The sequence below is a fragment of the Bacteroidales bacterium genome, from assembly GCA_035353855.1.
Classification (GTDB): domain Bacteria; phylum Bacteroidota; class Bacteroidia; order Bacteroidales; family CG2-30-32-10; genus DAOQAK01.
This window is the reverse complement of sequence record DAOQAK010000001.1, coordinates 21,328-38,385: the sequence shown is the minus strand read 5'-3', so window position 1 is coordinate 38,385 and position 17,058 is coordinate 21,328. Positions and strand designations below refer to the sequence as shown.

Annotated in this window: 16 protein-coding genes; 11 read left to right on the top strand and 5 right to left on the bottom strand. The window is 34.2% G+C overall.

What is annotated here, in order from left to right:
- Window positions 1-129: 129 nt before the first annotated feature.
- On the bottom strand, window positions 130-543 hold the full coding sequence (locus PKK00_00175; protein ID HNW96805.1) for a hypothetical protein: 414 nt from the start codon (window positions 541-543) through the stop codon (window positions 130-132).
- Between the two features lie 317 nt (window positions 544-860).
- Window positions 861-2,138, bottom strand: coding sequence for a DUF2851 family protein (locus PKK00_00170; protein HNW96804.1), 1,278 nt, complete (start codon window positions 2,136-2,138; stop codon window positions 861-863).
- Between the two features lie 720 nt (window positions 2,139-2,858).
- On the opposite strand from PKK00_00170, the gene PKK00_00165 reads away from it, so the two are divergent.
- From PKK00_00165 to PKK00_00130, 8 genes are all read left to right on the top strand, one after another.
- On the top strand, window positions 2,859-4,259 hold the full coding sequence (locus PKK00_00165; GenBank protein ID HNW96803.1) for an MBL fold metallo-hydrolase: 1,401 nt from the start codon (window positions 2,859-2,861) through the stop codon (window positions 4,257-4,259).
- A gap of 26 nt (window positions 4,260-4,285) precedes the next feature.
- On the top strand, window positions 4,286-4,945 hold the full coding sequence (locus PKK00_00160) for a heme exporter protein CcmB (protein ID HNW96802.1): 660 nt from the start codon (window positions 4,286-4,288) through the stop codon (window positions 4,943-4,945).
- 1 nt (window position 4,946) lies between these two features.
- A complete protein-coding gene (ccsA, locus tag PKK00_00155) occupies window positions 4,947-5,609 on the top strand; it encodes a cytochrome c biogenesis protein CcsA (protein ID HNW96801.1) in 663 nt (220 codons plus the stop codon).
- A gap of 2 nt (window positions 5,610-5,611) precedes the next feature.
- A complete protein-coding gene (locus tag PKK00_00150) occupies window positions 5,612-5,740 on the top strand; it encodes a CcmD family protein (protein HNW96800.1) in 129 nt (42 codons plus the stop codon).
- Window positions 5,733-6,137, top strand: coding sequence for a cytochrome c maturation protein CcmE (locus PKK00_00145; GenBank protein HNW96799.1), 405 nt, complete (start codon window positions 5,733-5,735; stop codon window positions 6,135-6,137). Before PKK00_00150 ends, PKK00_00145 begins: the two co-directional genes overlap by 8 nt.
- Window positions 6,138-6,697: 560 nt before the next feature.
- Window positions 6,698-6,937 carry a 50S ribosomal protein L28 gene (gene rpmB / locus PKK00_00140; protein ID HNW96798.1) on the top strand — a complete coding sequence of 80 codons (240 nt, stop codon included), beginning with the start codon at window positions 6,698-6,700 and terminating at the stop codon, window positions 6,935-6,937.
- Between the two features lie 195 nt (window positions 6,938-7,132).
- Window positions 7,133-7,726 (top strand): carboxypeptidase-like regulatory domain-containing protein, encoded by a 594-nt coding sequence (locus tag PKK00_00135; protein HNW96797.1) that lies wholly within the window; start codon window positions 7,133-7,135, stop codon window positions 7,724-7,726.
- Between the two features lie 12 nt (window positions 7,727-7,738).
- A complete protein-coding gene (locus PKK00_00130; GenBank protein HNW96796.1) occupies window positions 7,739-10,276 on the top strand; it encodes a carboxypeptidase-like regulatory domain-containing protein in 2,538 nt (845 codons plus the stop codon).
- 182 nt (window positions 10,277-10,458) lie between these two features.
- Here the strand turns inward: PKK00_00130 and rocD are convergent, their stop codons facing one another.
- Entirely contained in the window at window positions 10,459-11,703 is a 1,245-nt protein-coding gene (gene rocD / locus PKK00_00125) for an ornithine--oxo-acid transaminase (protein HNW96795.1), read from the bottom strand.
- Between the two features lie 273 nt (window positions 11,704-11,976).
- Complete coding sequence (locus PKK00_00120) at window positions 11,977-13,092, bottom strand: tetratricopeptide repeat protein (GenBank protein ID HNW96794.1); 1,116 nt, start codon at window positions 13,090-13,092, stop codon at window positions 11,977-11,979.
- 94 nt (window positions 13,093-13,186) lie between these two features.
- Here PKK00_00120 and rlmD point away from each other — a divergent pair, with 94 nt between their 5' ends.
- The 3 genes from rlmD (at window position 13,187) to PKK00_00105 (ending at window position 16,529) form a co-directional block, all read left to right on the top strand.
- Window positions 13,187-14,587 (top strand): 23S rRNA (uracil(1939)-C(5))-methyltransferase RlmD, encoded by a 1,401-nt coding sequence (rlmD, locus tag PKK00_00115; protein ID HNW96793.1) that lies wholly within the window; start codon window positions 13,187-13,189, stop codon window positions 14,585-14,587.
- A gap of 73 nt (window positions 14,588-14,660) precedes the next feature.
- Complete coding sequence (feoB, locus tag PKK00_00110) at window positions 14,661-15,887, top strand: ferrous iron transport protein B (GenBank protein HNW96792.1); 1,227 nt, start codon at window positions 14,661-14,663, stop codon at window positions 15,885-15,887.
- 90 nt (window positions 15,888-15,977) lie between these two features.
- Window positions 15,978-16,529, top strand: a complete 552-nt coding sequence (locus PKK00_00105) for a C40 family peptidase (protein HNW96791.1) — start codon at window positions 15,978-15,980, stop codon at window positions 16,527-16,529.
- A 6-nt stretch (window positions 16,530-16,535) separates the two neighbouring features.
- Here PKK00_00105 and PKK00_00100 read toward each other — a convergent pair whose 3' ends face one another.
- Window positions 16,536-17,057, bottom strand: coding sequence for a shikimate kinase (locus PKK00_00100; GenBank protein ID HNW96790.1), 522 nt, complete (start codon window positions 17,055-17,057; stop codon window positions 16,536-16,538).
- Window position 17,058 lies beyond the last annotated feature (1 nt).

Here is a 17,058-nt window from a genome sequence, read left to right as displayed (position 1 = left end):
ACCATCAATAATACTAGGATGTTCATAATTATTATTTTTTAAATTTGTTTAATAGCACTATGACCATCTACCATACAAATTACATTTGAATCTTATTTAAAATTAGCACTTATATCTATTAAGCGATTGTTACAAATTGAATATAAAAATTGATGCAGCAATTAATATTATAGGTATCAATATTAAAAGCATACAACCCTTATTTTTTGTTTTTTTTGAGGCTCCTCTATTGTGATGGCAATTATAGCATATATTAATAGTAATATGGTTTATTGGTTCTGTAAAAGTGTACGAATCGTCAATAGGGGTTTCTCCGCAAAAATGACAAATATCTCTTTTTAGTAATTCTTTTTGAGTGAGAAATTGATATGCATCTATATTACGCGCTATAGACATCATTGTTAGTGAAGGTTGTAAGTATTCAACTTGAAAGTCTAATTCGTATGGTTTTCCATCTGTAATTCCTTTCCTTTTATAACCATTATCGTTAAGTGCATTGCAAAGGTCGCTATAATAGCCAATAATTCTTTCTTCGTTTGTCATATTTGTTTTTTTGAATTTATTTTTTAATTAAACACTCTTTTCTTTGGAGTTTAATTTTTCGACATAATAATAATTCGTTGGCAAAATTGCACTCTTTTGCTTTTGCGGAGGGTTGGCTCTGTGCGGTGGGGCAAAAGCAAATGGGTACAATGGGCTGTTGCATGAAATTTTTAAAAATGCGAAGCGGAGGAAATCTTTATTTTCTTTTTTGTCTGTCAATGTCCAATTGTTTTTGAATTACAGTCATCTCATTTGTCTGCAATACTTTTTAATTTTTATAAAAATATATTTTTCAACCCAAAGATATTAGAAAAATATTATTTGCTTTTTTTCAAAAGATTATTTCCTATCCCGCAGTTGAGGCAGAGTTTGTTGTCGCAGTAATTGTTTTTTAGTTCGAGAAGTGCTTGCGTGTTGGAGGCTGTTTTTACAGGTATTCCCAAAAGTTTCCAGCGGGTAACAATAGAATTTTTTTCGCCTTCCAGTTGTTCAAGGAAACGCAATGCACGTTCGCGGAACTTATCTTCTTTCTTTATAATTCCGTAAACAAATAAAAACGGGATCACCGTATTGATAAGGATGATATCGATCGATGCCTTGCCTAATTTTTTGGAACGGTTGGGCGAGGGTTTCCCGAAAACATAATGCGTGAGCCAGTATTCGGAGCAATTCGTGTCGAACAGGATTTCAATATCGTGAATTTTTTTTGCTTCAAGTATCGAAGAAAATAAATGCGATGCTTTATGCAACAGCGATGCAAACTGCGCTATGCGTATGGTTGGGAAGCCCGAAGGATGCAATCGAAGGAATTTCCACAAATGTCCTTCAACAGCTTTCAGGTTGAATTTTTGCTGAAGAAATAAATATTCATTCATCAGATCGTTCTCGTATTTTTCCTGCGATGATTTTCGGATAAGTCCCGATTGTCCGAACAGCAGTGCTTCGAGCTGGAACAAATTATTGCTTTGCTTGATAATGCTTTTTAAAGGTGTTGATTTGGCAAGCATTTCGAAAGGTTCGGCATTCAGACTGAAACCGAAATTCTTGGCGAGATGAATATAAAAAGTCTGCTCCCAGTTATTCTTATATTGTTTTAAAAGTTTAATGATATTTTCCGATTTGCGTTCAAGTCGTTCCACAAGCAAACGTTCAAGCCACGAAGTAACAATAACTGTATCGCATTGTTTAATGAGTAACTGACAGGGGATCCAGTTCCTGTTTTTAAATAAACTGTTATATTTTTTGTTGATATGGTTCGGAATGATGTCGCGTATTTCGAGTACCGGAATGGGTTCATTGTTTTTTCGTAATGCGGTGTAGTTGTTATTATACACTACATGCAGGATGATGTTGTCGTACGATTTGTCTTTATGATGCTTGTGTTTTTCCCAGTCCGAAGCATCGATATGAATTTCTACATTTCCTGCCCATATGGTGTTTCCTATTTTAATGCGCGCATTATGAAAGTCGGGACCGCCATCGGTATTATGCTCTCCGGGCTTGATGATCTCAAGTTTTTCGTTATTGGCAGTAAACAAAATCTTATTGTCGAATAATCGATATTTCCATATATAATGAAGGAAATCTTCAGTCATGAAAAATTGATTTGCGTAAATATATAAAATAAGTATTTACGAAAATAATATTTTTTTAATAATATTTTTGAATTCATTCATTCAATAAAATTCGTAAATCCGATAATGGATTAAATTCAAAAATAGCTTTTTTAAAAGATATATTCATTCTTTTCTCTGCGGTTCTCTATTTTTTCTCAGTGTAGCTCTGTGTAATAATAAAGTGAGAAATTACATGAAGTATCACAGAGTCTTCACGAAGTTTGATGCGACGAACATACTAAAATAAAGCTTTCTGTCATAATTAGCAGTTTTGTGTAATTTTGTGTCCACCACGTCGGATAGCGCTTTGTGGCATTTTTACTGATACTGTAATTAGAAAATAAAATATTTAAACAGTTTCTGAATGCCCATTAATTATTTTAAGTTAACAATTGGATTGAACATATAAAAATAGTAGTTTTACATTCTGAAATAATACCAAAGTGAATTTATAGATAGTCCAAAGACGTACTACAAATTCTTACTTTGGTTATGCCGATAGAAAAATAAATAGTACAAACAATTGAAATGAAGTTTGGACTATATTATTTTTCAAATCGGTATAAGTAGTGTGGTAAAAGAGTTTGTTATTCAGAGTGAAACGTGAATCCAATATCAGATGCCTCATTACACGCGGTATGACATACAATTAGCTGAATATATAACCGCACAAAGGTTTTTATAAATTAATTTAAGATTATGAAGATACAATTTTTTGGTGCAGCACGCGAGGTTACGGGTAGCAAGCATTTGATAACTTTAGATAGCGGTAAGACCATTTTACTTGACTGTGGTCTGTTCCAGGGGAAAGGTTTGGAGACTGAAAATGAAAACAGGAACCTGGGATTTTACGCTCCTAATATTGATTATTTAATATTGTCGCATGCTCATATCGATCATAGCGGGGAAATACCTTTTCTTGTTAATAGCGGTTTTCACGGAACCATAATTTCCAATCATGCTACACGCGATTTATGTGCAATAATGCTTGCCGACAGCGGACGAATTCATGAAAGTGATACGAAGCATCATAATAAAAAACGTGCACTCCAGGGATTGCCACCGGTTGAGCCACTGTATACACAAAAAGATGCAGAAGCTGCAATGCAATATTTTGTAAGTATTTCGTATAATAAGATTTTTAATGTTTGTGATGAAGTAAAATTAAAATTTACTGATGCAGGTCATATTCTTGGTAGTTCGGTTGTAAACCTTACAATCAATGAGAATGGAAAAGAAACTAAAATTGCATTTACCGGCGATTTGGGAAGATTACACAGCCGCATACTTCGCTCACCGCAACCGTTTCCGCAAGCCGATATTTTAATTACAGAATCCACATACGGCGACAGGCTACATAGCGCTTATGAAGAAGCAGAACAGGATTTATTGTTAATTGTTCTTGAAACTTGTTTTCAGAAAAAAGGTAAACTGATCATTCCCTCATTCAGTGTGGGACGTACACAGGAACTTCTTTATGCATTGAACAAACTTTCGTTCAGCGGAAAAATGCCGACCATCCCGGTTTATGTGGATAGCCCGCTTTCGGTCAACGCAACGAATATTATGAAAATGCATCCCGAATGTTTCAACAGCGAAATTCTTGCCTTCATGAAAGACGATCCCGATCCCTTTGGATTCAACGGACTGCGCTATGTTCAAACAGAAGATGATTCTAAAAAACTGAATAGCCTTAAAGACCCTTGTATTATTATTTCAGCATCGGGCATGATGGAAGCCGGACGTGTAAAACATCACCTGGCAAACAATATTGAAAATAAAAAGAATACCATTCTTGTTGTTGGGTATTGTGCACCTACCACACTCGGGGCAAGAATCAGAAATGGGGATAAAGAAGTTTCAATATATGGCGTTAAGCACCAGGTCAGGGCCGATGTAAAAATTCTTGAATCGTATAGTGCTCATGGTGATTACAAAGAAATGCTTGAAACATTGAAATGCCAGGATCCCAAAAAGATAAAAAAAGTTTTTGTTGTTCACGGCGAATATGAAACACAAAAAGTATATGCAGAAAAATTAAAAGCAGAAGGGTTTAATAATATTGAAATCCCTGAAAAAGCTGTAGAATATTCGTTATAAAAATTATTACTGAAATAATAATACAAATGTTTAAACAGGTATATACACTGATAGCAAAAGATCTCAGGATTGAGCTGAGGCAGCGTTTTGCAATAAACAGTGTGTTGCTTTATGTTTTTTCGGCAGTGTTTTTTACTTACCTTTCATTACAAAATATCGATGGGATTAGTTTCAAAATCCTGAATGCAGTGTTTTGGATCATATTAACGTTTACCTCGGTAAATGCGGTTTCTAAAAGTTTTATCCAGGAAACGGAAAGCCGCAGGCATTATTATTTTTCGCTGGCAAAAGCCAATGCAGTACTGGTTTCAAAAATGATTTACAATACTGTTCTTGTTTTGATCATTTCACTTTTATGTTTTTTTGTATTTGCTTTATTCCTTTCGTTTTCTCCTGAAAACATTGAATTATTTATGATGGCATTGGTGCTGGGAAGCATTGGTTATTCTTCAATACTGACAATGGTTTCAGCAATAGCTGCAAAAACCAACGCAAACTTTGCATTAGTCGCAGTGTTGAGTTTTCCTTTAATATTGCCGCTATTATTGCTGCTTATTAAAATTACTAATATGCCCGGGTCATATACATTTTACGATTCATTTCGTTATTTGCTTATTCTTTTATTTCTTGATGTGATAATCTGGGCATTATCATTATTATTATTTCCTTACGTATGGAGAGATTAATATGAAAGGACTTTGGTGGAAAATATTATCTGTTGTTCTGATACTTTATTCTATAGTTGCGGGTTTCACTGTAACAGTTCCCGATATCGGAAACCTGGGCGAGACCATAAGGAATATTTTCTTTCATGTGTGCATGTGGTTTGCAATGATTGTGATGTTTGCTGTTTCGGTGGTGAACAGTGTTCGTTATTTATCATCAGGAAAATTATATCATGATATGATTGCTTGCGAATCGGTGAATGTGGGCGTGGTTTTCGGAATTTTGGGAATTATTACCGGAACGATATGGGCCAAATTCACATGGGGGCAATGGTGGCTTAATGACCCTAAACTTAATGGCGCTGCAGTGGCGTTAATAGCGTATTTCGCTTATTTTATTTTGCGTGATGCAATACCGGAAGGAATTAAAAGAGCACGAATTGCAGCAGTTTATAATATTTTTTCATTTGTGTTGACGGTCTTATTCATGTTCATTCTTCCTAAATTATCATCAGGTTCTATACATCCTGGCGATGGTGCCAATTCAGATATTCCTGTTTTTACTATGAGCAGAAATATGGCGCTGGTATTTTTCCCTGCAGCAGCAGGTTGGATACTTTTTGCAATATGGATATTGAGTGTAAGGATAAGAATAATTAAAATAAAAAATTCAGTAAACAATTAATCATGGAAAGTATAAATGTTGTAATAATTGTTTTATCGGTTGTTTTCGTTGGGATAGCTGTATTCCTGTTTGCGATCGATAAAAAAGTAGGAAAGCTTGAAAAGAAAATAACGGAGAATCATCATGAGTAAATTCCGCATAATAGGTATAATCGTTTTAATTATTGCAATAGCAATTGTGATAATAACCGTTTATGATGCCGATACATATTCCGATTTTGCTGATGCAGCTAAGCATAAAGGTAAGACCGTTCAGATAATTGGCAAACTCGACAGGCAGAAAAAGATCACTTACGATTCCACACTGAATAATTTATCGCTGCGCTTCACGATGATAGATAAAAAAAATAATTCGGAAGATGTAATTTATTACGGAACCAAACCCCGCGATTTTGAACGGCTTGATGAAGTAGTGGTAACCGGACATATGAACGATAGTGTTTTTGTTGCCGAAGATATGCTTTTGAAATGTCCTTCAAAATACACTAACAGCCCGGATAGTGTAAGTAAGTTTGAAGGGAAGAAATAAAATATAAATTGGTTTTTTGTTTTTTATTGATGAGTGAAGATGTACATGAATAAAATGTTTAGGAAATATAAATATTGATTAAAAAATTAAAACAGTACAATAAGTTACGCGTCTGGAGACGCGCAAGAATGGGGAGCTAAAAAAAATTTCTCGCTGATGAACGCAGATAAAAATCGCTGATTTCGCCGCGGCGAACGCGGAAAGTAAAAAATAGTAAAAATTGTTTCTGCGAAAATCTGCGAATAAATTTGCGGAAATCTGCGAGAAAATAATGCATAAGTAATATTATATTACTGTTAATTAATATTTATCCATACTTATTAGTTACAAATTTTAAAGGTTTCAACAGAGTAAGTCTAAGAAGACTTTTAAAGTTTACCAATAAATATTATGTACCTTTGCTTAAAGGCATAAGTAAGTAAAATGATTTCGGGTAAGTGTCTTTAATAGCGAAAAATGATAAGTTCCTGGAATCCTTTGAGATAAATTTTGCAAAAAATTTGTTTTATTGAAATAAAATTACTTATTTTGCAGCCCTAATTTTATTTAATATTTGAGTTATGGCAAGAGTTTGTGAAATTACCGGAAAGAAAGTTATAGTAGGAAACAAAGTTTCTCATTCTAACAATAAAACCAAAAGAAAATTTTATCCTAACCTCCAGGAAAAGAAGTTCTTTATCCCTGAAGAAAATAAATGGATAACATTAAAAGTTTCTGCAGCAGGAATTCGTACTATTAGTAAAAATGGTATTTCTGTAGCTGTTAAAGATGCTCGTCAAAAAGGCTTTTTGAAAAAATAACCTAAAAAACATTTTTTATCAGGCTGTTACTTTTTTCGGTAACAGCTTTTTTTTTATATGTTAATCTTTTTATTTATCCGGTAAAAGAAATAATTTTGTAATAACTACGTTTAAAAAAAAGTTTTGTTTTTCAATAGCATGCAAATAGCGTTAAGATTTATATCCCTCATTCTGTTAACCGGCTTGGTTGCGAATATGCATGCACAGGACACAATAACAAAAGACGAAAAATTAGTTCAGTTTTCGGGAGTGGTAATTACTAACGACAGCCTTGAGCCTGTATCTTATGCGAACATCATCATTAGCGGAACACATAGCGGAACAATTGCCGATCGTGATGGATTCTTTTCGTTCGTGGCAAAAGAAAAAGATGTAATTGAATTCAATGCCCTGGGATATAAAACAGTATATTTTAAAATCCCCGATAACCTGGTTTCGAAACGCTATACCTGCATACAAATGATGAATGCAGATACTTTATTCCTTTCCGAAACAGTAATATATCCATGGCCCAACATTGAGCAGTTTAAAAAAGCATTTGTTACAGCTCAAATCCCTAATGATGATGAACAGCGTGCAATGAAAAACCTGGCTCTTGCTGAAATGAAAGAGCGAATGGAAAATATGCCTATGGATGGTTCAATGAATTATAGGAATTTTGTCAACCAGCAGGTTTATAAAAATTATTATAACGGTCAGTATATGCCGAATAACCTGCTGAATCCCTTTGCCTGGGCGCAGTTCATAAAAGCATGGAAGGAAGGAAAATTTAAAAGAAAAGATAAATAGAAATTCGGGATTGTGATTTTGAAAAAACTTAGCATACTACTTTTTTTATTGATTTCAGGAATAGCGCTAAATGCACAGAATACAGCATTGGTATATGGAAAGGTGCTTGATGAAAAAAATAATCCGCTTTCGCAGGTTACGGTTTCTGTATACGGAGAAGCAGATAAAACACTGACCGATATGTCCGGTTATTACGAACTGAAAGTTCCTGCTAACAGAAATATTATTATTTACTATACTTATGTAGGATGTGTATCGGATACATTGCCGTTATTTCTGCATGTAAATGAAAAAAAAGAATATAATACTTCATTAGTTCAGTCTACCACTGTTTTTAAAACAATCGATATAATAGATAATAAAAATGTATCCAATACTCTTATAAATATTGACCCGAGTAATGCTGTGGTTATTCCAACATATGGCGGGGGAATTGAAGCCATATTAAAAACACTTCCGGGTGTTGCGTCCAACAACGAGCTGAGTTCCCAGTATTCCGTGAGAGGCGGGAATTTTGATGAGAATCTTGTTTATGTAAATGACATTGAAATTTATCGTCCGTTTCTTGTGCGTTCAGGTCAGCAGGAAGGATTGAGCTTTATCAATTCCGATATGGTTTCGGATATCCAGTTTTCTGCCGGAGGCTTTGAAGCAAAGTATGGCGATAAAATGTCGTCGGTTCTTGACATTCAATATAAAAAACCAAAAGAATTTGCCGGTTCTGTTTCAGGCAGCTTGCTTGGCTATTCTGCAAATATTGAAGGTTTGTCAAAGAATGCAAGATGGTCATATTTGCTTGGCGTGCGACAAAAATCAAATTCATATATTTTGAAAAGCCTTGATACCAAAGGTGATTATAAACCTTCATTTACTGATGTACAAACGTATGTGAATTTTATGGTGAATGAAAAACTGGATTTTGATTTTCTCGGGAACTATGCAAGAAATTTATACAACGTAATTCCGCAGACACGTGAAACCAATTTTGGAACATTAAATAATGCTATGCGATTGATGGTTTATTTCGATGGACAGGAAGTTGACCGGTTTATCACCTATTTCGGAGCAGTGTCAGCTAATTACAAACCACGTAAAGATATTAAGTTGAAATTTATTTCATCGGCATTTCGTACAAGTGAAAGAGAAACCTTCGATATACAGGGGCAATACAGGCTTAACGAGCTTGAAGTCAATATGGGTGAAGATGATTTTGGCGATTCAACAGCTAATCTTGGAATAGGTACATTTATGAATCACGCGAGAAATTATTTGGATGCATCTGTTTTCAATTTAGAACATAAAGGTTCAAAAATAGGTGAGAAGCTTATACAGTACTGGGGTTTGAAATTTCAGCAGGAAGAAATAAATGATAAGATCAGCGAATGGGAAATGCTTGACTCTGCCGGATATTCGATACCTTATTCACAAGATTCTGTAGGATATACCAATCCTGATATTCAACCCTATTCTTCACTCGAGATGAGGAATGTTGTAAAATCGGTGAACGATATTTTATCGCGTCGTTATTCGGGATATTATGAGCAGAAATGGTTTCTTGATTCAGATAGTTCATCTTATTCGCTTACTGCCGGTTTACGTGGTAATTATTGGGATTTCAACGAACAATTTATTTTAAGTCCGCGTGCTGCATTCTCATATAAACCCAACTGGGAGCATGATGTGATTTTCCGTTTTTCAACAGGTTATTATAGCCAGCCTCCATTCTATCGTGAATTGCGCGATATGGAAGGAGAGGTGCATAAAGAAGTGAAAGCGCAAACATCCATACATTTTGTTTTGTCAGGGACTTTAAATTTTTTGGCATGGAATCGTCCGTTTAAATATACTTCGGAAATGTATTATAAAATTCTCGACAACCTTATTCCTTACACTGTTGATAATGTAAGAATACGATACTTGCCTGAGTATACAGCGCATGGTTTTGCAACAGGTATTGATATGAAAGTAAATGGTGAATTTGTGAAAGGTGTTGAATCGTGGGCGAGCTTGTCGGTAATGAAAACGATGGAAGATATTAAAGGCGATTACTATTATGAATATTACAATAAAAGTGGAGAACTGATTATATCAGGACAAACAAATGACCAGGCTGTAGCTGACAGCGCCCGCATTGAACCGGGCTATATTCCGCGTCCTACCGATCAGCGTGTTACATTTGGTTTGTTTTTCCAGGATTATCTTCCCAAGAACCCTACTTATAAGATGCATCTTAGTTTGCTTTTTGGAAGCAGTCTTCCGTTTGGACCTCCTTCTGTTGAGAAATATAAAGACACTTTGCGTATTCCTGCATACAGGCGTGTTGATATAGGATTTTCGAAGCAATTAAAAGGTGAAGGAAAAATACTTAAGCCAAATAATCCTTTTCGTTTTTTCAAATCTATTTGGTTAACCCTGGAAGTGTTTAATCTTTTACAAGTCAATAATACCATATCATATATTTGGATCAGGGCTGTTGATGAAAAACAATATCCTGTTCCAAATTATTTAACTCCCCGACAGCTTAATTTACGGCTGGTTGCGCAATTCTGAAATAATTAGTTAGTATATAAAAAATAAGCGCACCCCGACTTTGTCGGGGCGCGCTTATTTTATTTATACTCGTTCTTATCAGGTTTGCAAAGGCAAAACTGTTTAGAACGAGTTATACCGTACAGAAAACAAAAAATATTTTTGCAAAAATCTTTTCTGTCGGTATATTTTTAAAATTAATATTAAGCTGTAAAACTTAAAATCGATTCTTTAATGATTTCAACAGCTTCCATTAATTGTCCTTCGCTTATTACTAAAGGAGGTGCAAAACGAATGATATCACCGTGAGTTGGTTTTGCCAATAAACCATTATCTCTCATTTTCAAACATACATCCCATGCTTCAATTCCGTTTGTAGGTTTAATGATCATGGCATTCAGCAATCCTTTGCCCCTTACCATCTGTATCATGGGTGATTCGATTTTTCTTAATTCATCACGGAAGATATTTCCTAGTTCAAATGCCCTGTCAGCAAGTTCTTCATCTTTTACAACTTTCAATGATGCTATTGCAACTTTACAAGCCATTGGATTTCCTCCAAATGTAGAGCCGTGTTCACCCGGTTTTATACAAAGCATGATTTCATCATCGGCAAGAACAGCAGAAACTGGCAATACCCCGCCACCAATTGCTTTACCAAGGATTACAATATTAGGTTTGATATTTTCATAATCGCTGGCAAGCATTTTACCTGTACGTGCAATACCTGTTTGTACTTCATCGGCAATAAATAAAACATTTGCTGCTTTACATATTTCAAAACATTTTGCAAGGTAACCGTCATCGGGAACATAAACACCGGCTTCACCCTGTATAGGTTCAACAATAAATCCTGCAACATTAGGGTCTTTAACTGCTTCTGCTAAAGCATCAGCATTGTTATAAGGTATTTTAACGATATTAGGAACAAATGGACCAAAACCGCCATACGATTCAGGATCGTTTGATAATGAAACAGCAAGTACTGTTCTTCCATGGAAGTTTCCTTCACAGCAAATAATTTTTGCCTGGTTTTCAGGGATGCCTTTTTTTACATATCCCCATTTTCTGGCAAGTTTGATGGCTGTTTCAACGCCTTCAGCTCCGGTATTCATTGGAAGTACTTTTTCATAACCGAAATATTCGGTTACATATTTTTCATATTCACCAAGACAGTCGTTGTAAAATGCGCGTGATGTCAGCGTCATTCTTTCTGCTTGTTCTACTAATGCATCAATTATACGGGGATGGCAGTGACCCTGGTTAACTGCTGAGTATGCTGAAAGGAAATCGTAATATTTTTTTCCATCAACATCCCAGAAATAAACGCCTTCAGCTCTTGCTAATACAACAGGTAGCGGGTGATAATTATGTGCGCCGAATTTGTCTTCCATTTCAATGTAGCGCAATGCTCTTTCTGATAACATTGTGTCTTTTACTGCTTCCATAACATGGTGTTTTAAAAAATGGTTAATAAAAAATCTTGTTGCGGCAAAGATATAAACTATTTACTCAAAAAAAAATAGTTGTCTCCCTTTTATTTACGGGGTATTCGGGAATATGTAGATATATAGATGTGAAAAATTTATTTTCACCTTACAGGGGATTGACTTATACTCGTTCTTATCAGGTTTGCAAAGGCAAAACTGTTTAGAACGAGTTATACCGTACAGAAAACAAAAAATATTTTTGCAAAACTCATTTCTGTCGGTATATATATGTTATTTACAATTTTTGTCAATAAGGTTTTGTGTGCCGGGATCATTATATTTTAATGAGCTTGCAAAATCTTCACAGGCTTTTATTTTATTTCCTGTTTTAAGATACGCGTTCCCTCTTTTTTGATATGTCTGGTAATACCCGCCAATGCTGTTGATTACGAAAGTGTAATCTTCTATCGCTGAATTAAAATTTCCCTGTTTGAAAAATATTTCAGCGCGGTTATAAAAAGCTTCTGTATATTTCGGGTAGAGTTCGATGGCTTTATTTAAATCATGTAATGCTTTTTCATATTCAAAAAGGTAAGAGTACATTACTCCGCGGTTATAATATGAAATAGTATCATTAGGTTTCATCGCAATTACAACATCAAGATCGCTTATTGCATTTTTATAATCTTTATTTCCTGAATAAGCGTATGCTCTCAGAAGGTAAGCATTGGTATCATTGGAATTTGATTTTATCAGGGAAGCGTATTGACTTATTTGTGAATCAAAATAAGGAGTACAATATTTTTTAATGTAAGGTTCTGCATCGGGGCTTCCTTTATCCGCTGCCAGGTTCCAGTCGGAACAGGCTTCTTCTATTTTACCTATGTTGTAGTAAACCGAGCCCCTGTATAAATATGCTTTCTGTGATTCGGGGTTAGCTTTAATCGCCATGGTATAATCAAAAATGGCTTCGCTGGTTTTTTTTAGCATGGCAAAAATATTTCCTCTGCCAATGTATGCCAGGTAATATGTCGGAGATTTTTGAATTAAATCGGAGTAATCAATAATGGCCTGATCGTAATTTTTATTATGAAAATATGTAGCGCCACGATTATACAGTGCATCATAATTTGTTGAATCAAGGCGTATGGCTTCATTGAAATAAACAATCGCCTGGTTAAAGTTTCCTTCGTTTGCCTTTGCTAATCCTGTATAATACCAGGCTTTAGCATTGCCTTCATCTTTTACTATAGATTTATTTAAAAGAATAATGGCATCGGAAAAATTCCCTTCCATAATTTTTGAATACCCGCTGTCAGCCAATTGTGCTGAGGTCTGTGTGCAGGCATTTGAATAAAATATACAAAGTGCAAAAAGTGAAACAAAGAAGTTAAAATAACGGATCATGTTTTTTTCGGTAAAGATAAATGAAATAATAAACTTATTAATTCATTGATAAATAAACTCGGATTATATTTGCATAAAATATAGAAAGAACAAAATGAATGAAAGAAATGAAATAATAGAAGGACTGGAAATACTTGATATTGCAGATGAAGGAAAGGCGGTAGCACGGCATAATGATATGGTTGTGTTTGTCAGTGGAGCGGTTCCGGGTGATATTGCCGATGTTAAAATTACAAAACGTAAAAGAAATTTCCTTGAAGGAAAAATTGAAAAGCTGATAAAGTCATCTGATAATAGAACTCAACCTTTTTGTAAGCATTTTGGCATTTGTGGTGGCTGTAAGTGGCAGCATCTTTCTTATGAAGCTCAGCTGAATTTCAAACAAAAGCATGTAGTGGATTGCATTCAGCGAATTGCAGGAATTAATCCCGATGGGATAATGCACCCGATATTAAAATGCAATGAACAGAAATATTATCGTAACAAACTGGAATTTACTTTTTCGGACAGGCGTTTTCTTACCGATGAAGATGATTTCGATGCACCGAAAGAGTTGAATGGTCTTGGTTTTCACGTACCCGGACGTTTTGATAAAGTACTCGACATTAATGAATGTTTCTTACAGCGACATCCAAGTAATGCGATCAGAAATGAAATAAGAATTTTTGCTTTGAAAAATAATTATGAGTTTTTCGGTTTACGGAAACAAAATGGATTTCTTAGAAATATTATTATTCGTACAACACAGAGTGAACTGATGCTGATCATCGTATTCCATCATGAAGATAATGAAAAACGCATTGCATTGCTCGATCATATTTCATCAGCTTTTCCAGGGATAACTTCTTTAATGTATGTTATCAATCCAAAACGAAATGATATTATTACCGATTTGGAAATTATGTTATATAAAGGAAATCCTTTTATAACAGAGCATATGGAAGATTTGGTTTTTAAAGTCAGCCCGGTTTCTTTTTTTCAAACGAATTCAAACCAGGCTTATGAACTTTATAAAATGGTTCGTGAATATGCCGGTCTTACAGGTAATGAAACGGTTTATGATTTATATACCGGAACAGGAACAATCGCAAATTTCATTGCCGGAAAATCAAAAAAAGTTATTGGGATTGAGTATGTGCAATCGGCTGTAGAAGATGCGAAAGAAAATTCAAAGATCAACGGAATATCAAATACAGATTTTTTTGCCGGCGATATGGTGAAAGTTTTGAATGATGATTTTATAAAATTGCATGGAGCGCCTGATGTTGTGATTACTGATCCTCCAAGGATGGGTATGCATAAAGATGTTGTAATGCAATTACTGAAAATTTTGCCTCAGCGAATTGTTTATGTGAGCTGCAACCCATCAACACAAGCAAGGGATATTGAAATATTAAAAGAGAAGTATGATCTGGTGAAATTCTGTCCTGTCGATATGTTCCCGCATACTCAGCACGTGGAGAATGTTACGCTTCTTGAAAAAATAAAGTCTTAATAAATTTTAAGAATATTTATTTGGAATAATTCTAAATAAGATTTTACTTTTGCATAAGTAAAGATAAATAAAGATGAATCGTGTTGATATGATTTTAAATCATAAGCTTACTGGTGTTGTCATATTTATTATTGTTATATGGCTGGTATTTCAGGCAACCTTTGGCTTGGGCTATTACCCGATGATTTGGCTTACCGACTTTTTCTATTTTCTTGAAGATATATTTCTGAAAATTTTACCTGAAGGTGCAATACGTAGCCTTTTGGTGAATGGAATTTTAAAAGGTGTAGGAGGAGTAATCGTATTTTTACCCAATATAGTTATCCTTTTTTCGCTGCTTTCAATAATGGAAGAATCGGGATATATGGCAAGAGTAACGATAGTGATGGATAGCCTTATGCGTCCTTTCGGGTTGAACGGTAAATCTTTTATTTCTCTTGTGATGGGGTTTGGTTGTAACGTTCCGGCAATTATGACAGCTGAAAAAATCGAGAATAAAAATTCACGTTTGATAACCATTCTGATAAATCCATTGATGTCGTGCAGCTCACGGTTTACAGTATATGTGTTATTGATTTCTGCATTTTTCCCGAAACACCCGGGAACCATATTATTTTTTATTTATTTATTGTCGGTCATACTGGCAATAATTATTTCATTAATTCTTAAAAAACATTTTTTCAGAAAAACAAATGAATCATTTGAAACCATATTAACGAAATTAAAAATCCCATCTGTTAAAAGAATATTAAAATATATGTGGTTCAATGCTAAGTTATTTTTGAAAAAAATTACAGGAGCCATTCTTATTGCATCAGTAATTATATGGCTACTGAGTTATTTTCCGAATAATGCGGATAATAAAAATATTGAGAAATCATATATTGGTATGATTGGGAAATTTATTGAGCCTGCAATTTATCCATTAGGTTTTGACTGGCGTATGGGAATTAGTTTAATTTCAGGAGTAGCGGCAAAAGAAACCATAGTGGGAACATTGAGCGAATTGTATCAACAGCAACATCATAGTGGCGATGATAAACGAAACTTGATCAGTAGTATTAAATCACAAAAATATTTATCAGGAAAACGCGAAGACCAAAATGTTTTTAATCCTCTGGTTGCATTGTCGTTTATGTTTTTTGTTTCAATTTATACACCTTGTATTGCAACTATAGCCACCATTCGTAAAGTTACCGGAAGCCGTAAATGGACATATTTTGTAATAGGTTACACAACTATACTTGCATGGGTAGTATCATTTTTGATTTATAATGTTGGAAGTTTTTTCTTCGGATGAAAATTCTTATTTCGTTAAAAAAAGTTAAAACACATTCAGAAATTACGATTTGGAATTGTTTATTTAAATCATAATTCTATTTTTGTTTTAATGAAATCAAAAAAACATTTATTTATTTTATTCATTGCAATTATTCCATTATTTGCGGTAAGCCTGAATGTACCGAAATCATTGAGGTCAGGTAACGATGAATATTTCGATTCCACAGCAATAAAAGGATATCATTTTTTTTTATCAAAAGGAATTCATTTTGATTCCACTAGTAATATAAAATTATACAACGAGGTTTATACCTGGTTTGGTGTTCCATACAGGTATGGCGGACGAAGTAAAGCCGGAACGGATTGTTCAGGATTTGCAACACAGATTTATAAGATTGTATATAATAAAATTATTAGCGGCAGCGCGAATGATATTTATCAAAAACTTAAACATATTAAAAAATCAGAGCTTAAAGAAGGCGATCTTGTTTTCTTTAAAATAAACCGTTACAGGATTTCACATGTAGGTATTTACCTTTCAAATAATAAATTCATCCATGCTACCTCATGGGGAAAATCAGTAACCATAAGCGATTTGAAAGAAGCATATTATTCCCGTTATTATTTTTCGGCAGGAAGAATAGAAGAAAAAACCGAATAGGAAAAACTATTTCTCATTCTTATTCATAAAATCAGTTATCAGCGCAATAACATCTTTTGTTCCTTTAGGATTATCAAGAATTAATTTTGATTTTTGATAATAGTTTTCGCGCTCTTTAAGTTTTAAAATAATAAATGATTCCAGATCATCAGGTGATCCAATATTATTGAGTAAAGGCCTTTTCCTCATATTAGGCAATAGCCGGCTTTTTAATTTTCCTATCGGATATTTTATATAAACCGAAAGTCCGCTTTTGTTAATCAACTCCATGTTTTTGTTGTAACATGGAGTTCCTCCGCCACATGAAATTACAGCATTATCCTTTTTAATTATTTCTTTTAAAATCTTTTGTTCAAATTTTCTGAATTTGGATTCTCCTTCTTCGGCGAAAATTTCCTGTATGTTTTTCCCTTTTCTTTCTTCAATATAATAATCAATATCAATAAATTCATATTGAAGTTTTCTGGCTAATGATTTTCCGATAGTGGTTTTTCCACTACCCATGAAACCTATAAGAAAAATTTTCATG

Coding starts and splice junctions, on each gene's coding strand:
- PKK00_00175 (HNW96805.1), bottom strand. CDS start 543: ATGACAAACGAAGAAAGAATTATTGGCTATTATAGCGACCTTTGCAAT.
- PKK00_00170 (HNW96804.1), bottom strand. CDS start 2,138: ATGACTGAAGATTTCCTTCATTATATATGGAAATATCGATTATTCGAC.
- PKK00_00165 (HNW96803.1), top strand. CDS start 2,859: ATGAAGATACAATTTTTTGGTGCAGCACGCGAGGTTACGGGTAGCAAG.
- PKK00_00160 (HNW96802.1), top strand. CDS start 4,286: ATGTTTAAACAGGTATATACACTGATAGCAAAAGATCTCAGGATTGAG.
- ccsA (HNW96801.1), top strand. CDS start 4,947: ATGAAAGGACTTTGGTGGAAAATATTATCTGTTGTTCTGATACTTTAT.
- PKK00_00150 (HNW96800.1), top strand. CDS start 5,612: ATGGAAAGTATAAATGTTGTAATAATTGTTTTATCGGTTGTTTTCGTT.
- PKK00_00145 (HNW96799.1), top strand. CDS start 5,733: ATGAGTAAATTCCGCATAATAGGTATAATCGTTTTAATTATTGCAATA.
- rpmB (HNW96798.1), top strand. CDS start 6,698: ATGGCAAGAGTTTGTGAAATTACCGGAAAGAAAGTTATAGTAGGAAAC.
- PKK00_00135 (HNW96797.1), top strand. CDS start 7,133: ATGCATGCACAGGACACAATAACAAAAGACGAAAAATTAGTTCAGTTT.
- rocD (HNW96795.1), bottom strand. CDS start 11,703: ATGGAAGCAGTAAAAGACACAATGTTATCAGAAAGAGCATTGCGCTAC.
- PKK00_00120 (HNW96794.1), bottom strand. CDS start 13,092: ATGATCCGTTATTTTAACTTCTTTGTTTCACTTTTTGCACTTTGTATA.
- rlmD (HNW96793.1), top strand. CDS start 13,187: ATGAATGAAAGAAATGAAATAATAGAAGGACTGGAAATACTTGATATT.
- feoB (HNW96792.1), top strand. CDS start 14,661: ATGAATCGTGTTGATATGATTTTAAATCATAAGCTTACTGGTGTTGTC.
- PKK00_00105 (HNW96791.1), top strand. CDS start 15,978: ATGAAATCAAAAAAACATTTATTTATTTTATTCATTGCAATTATTCCA.
- PKK00_00100 (HNW96790.1), bottom strand. CDS start 17,057: ATGAAAATTTTTCTTATAGGTTTCATGGGTAGTGGAAAAACCACTATC.